At 36.0% G+C, this 492-nt stretch carries 1 protein-coding gene; it reads right to left on the minus strand.

All coding sequences use genetic code 11. The features are described 5' to 3' along the window. Positions 1–135: 135 nt before the first annotated feature. Entirely contained in the window at positions 136–357 is a 222-nt protein-coding gene (locus FC57_RS10470) for a hypothetical protein (RefSeq protein WP_007127072.1), read from the minus strand. Positions 358–492 lie beyond the last annotated feature (135 nt).

Consider the following 492-nt stretch of genomic DNA (forward strand, 5'->3'; position numbering starts at 1 on the left):
TCTGCCAGCTGAGCTAGCCACCCATATTTGTTCATCAGCTCTCGTGCTGACAGTTAAATATATTACCAGTTGAATTTGCTTTTGACAAGTATTTTTTTGAAAAAAATAAAAAAAGTCACGTAAAGTGACTTTTTGTTAAATCTTTCCCTTAATATGGTGAGCAATTCCACTATGATCTTGATTAGCACTATCGGCATAGTAGACAGCATAAACGCCGTTCTTATCATTTTCTGCAATTACAATTTGTCGACCAGTAGGGCGTTCTGCTTTAATAATTTGTGCACTGCGCCGTGCCTCTTTAAAGTCATGTGAAGATGCAATTGCATCCCCAGGATTGAAAAATACAGCTTCGTTCATTGTAAAGCCCCCTTGATATATTCTTTTCTTTCATTTTACCAAGAAAACATTTACAAAGACTAATTTTAAAAATAAAAAAAGAGATAAGATCGAAATCTTATCTCTTACAGTTATGGGTGGCCAGGGGATCGAACC

The sequence above is a fragment of the Lactobacillus ultunensis DSM 16047 genome (genome assembly GCF_001436305.1).
Taxonomy (GTDB): Bacteria; Bacillota; Bacilli; order Lactobacillales; family Lactobacillaceae; genus Lactobacillus; species Lactobacillus ultunensis.

Excerpts from the sequence above, each read along its gene's own strand:
- FC57_RS10470 (WP_007127072.1), bottom strand. The coding sequence starts at position 357 with ATGAACGAAGCTGTATTTTTCAATCCTGGGGATGCAATTGCATCTTCA.